At 43.5% G+C, this 1,827-nt stretch carries 2 protein-coding genes; both read right to left on the bottom strand.

Annotated elements, in window-relative coordinates; translation table 11 throughout:
• Positions 1 to 337: 337 nt before the first annotated feature.
• Positions 338 to 1,429, bottom strand: coding sequence for an anthranilate phosphoribosyltransferase family protein (locus CK510_RS29945; protein WP_095725065.1), 1,092 nt, complete (start codon positions 1,427 to 1,429; stop codon positions 338 to 340).
• A gap of 9 nt (positions 1,430 to 1,438) precedes the next feature.
• The coding region (locus CK510_RS29950; protein ID WP_169927044.1) for a substrate-binding domain-containing protein at positions 1,439 to 1,827 on the bottom strand (389 nt) is incomplete at its 5' end.

Consider the following 1,827-nt stretch of genomic DNA (forward strand, 5'->3'; position numbering starts at 1 on the left):
GGATACTGTTGGCTAATTGTTGAGGGGTGAAGACCCTCACCCTCTCGTTAACAGGCTCCAGCCTGGTAACGCGCTTTTGGAGGCTCTGCCTCCAGTTAGATTTGAGGCAGAGCCTCAATCGCTGCATTCCTTGCCAGAGGCAAGGAACGAGGAAAATGGGGTTCGACCCATCATTAATTCGCCAACAACATCCTTATCAAGGAGAGAGGCTTAAGAATTTCTGTTTTTAATTTTACCGTAGGGGAACTCCCACGGCTGTTTTGCCTAATTTGTAAGGTTGTTTATCCAGACTGAAAATTTATAAAATGCTATGGTATTTAAGCAGTTATATTTAAAATTATACTGGTTGAAATGTAGGTTCTGAAATTGATGTTATTGTTTGAGAAATTTCTTGCAATTTTTGCGCTACTAAACCACGAGAAATTAATTCTTCAGCTTTCATAATACCTGCTTGCATATCTTGACAAATGCCACTCAGCCATAAATAAAACCCAGCATTCCATAATACACTTTGCGTCATTTCCGATCGTTCCCCAGCAAGGGTTGCTTGAATTTGATTTATTAATTCTGCTGTAGTCACTAATGGAGTATTCTGGCTAGTAAAACCGTATTCACGTGGTGCTAGATGCAATCTTTCTATAGGGATTAGACCTTGATTATCCCTTGCTGATGTACCTCCCAAACCAATTATCGCCGTGCGATCGCGTGGTAAGTCACAGCTACCTTCCAAGCCCTTGACTGTGGTAAATTTAGTCACTCCATGTAAACTCAAAGCCTTTTGAAACATTGCCTCTGTTGGAGGATGTACATACCCAGCAACAATGTGAGAATCCCCAGCATAAGGACACCAAATCAATTCCATTGTCGCGAAAGGCGGACGTTTTCCTAATTGATCGCGATATTCCCAAAGACTGTTTGTTAAGGGAAAATGCTTAGGGGCATAGACAAAACCAATACCAGTTTTCTCAAAAACCCTTTGGGTTGCTTCTAACGGTAATCGCGTCCAGTCAACTCCTAAACCCTGCCAAACTTCTACTAGGGGTAAACCATACTTTGTCGGTAAGCGATCGCCTCCATGCATGACCACAGGCTGTCCAGCAGATGCCAGTAACAGGGCTGTAATTGGACTAATCGGGGCTATACGAGTTCGTCCATCGTAAGGGATGCCCAAGACCATTACCGGACGGTCAAATGCAACAGCCTTTAACTTTGCACCTAACTCATTATATCCATCCAACATCCCCGCTAACTCTTCCCCTGTGGGACGTTTGATGCGGTGGGCAATCATAAATGCCCCGATTTGCGCTGGAGTCGCTTCACCTAGCAACATCATTTTTGTTGCGATCGCAGCTTCTCCACGAGTTAGACTTTCGCAGGTGTGATTACCACTACCAACCTTTTTCAGTAAATCCCGAAATACATTGCTCATATTAACTACTTAACTAGCAGAACGCAGCACAGTATCAAATTGGGGTGGTATACTTTCTCGCACTAATTGCCAAAAATGCCTGATTGGGGGAATTTGCAGCCTGTCATTAGTTGTCACCATCACCACCCGACGAGTCATGGGCATATTATCTGATGATAGATTATTTTTTTCTGTGAGGGAACGGACTGCTAGAGTCGGATCATTACGTGCTTCCACTAAAGCCGAGTGGGGTAACAAGGCGACAAATTCACCTTGACGAACCACACCACGAAAGGCATCTAGGGTATTTACCTCTAAAGCTGCTTGTAATGTGGCATTCAAACGCTCAAATTTTTCTTGTACCAGTCTTTGCATCCCATAACCATCTTTGAAGACAACCTGGGGATAATGAATTAAAT

The sequence above is a fragment of the Brunnivagina elsteri CCALA 953 genome, assembly GCF_002289455.1.
Classification (GTDB): Bacteria; Cyanobacteriota; Cyanobacteriia; order Cyanobacteriales; family Nostocaceae; genus Brunnivagina; species Brunnivagina elsteri.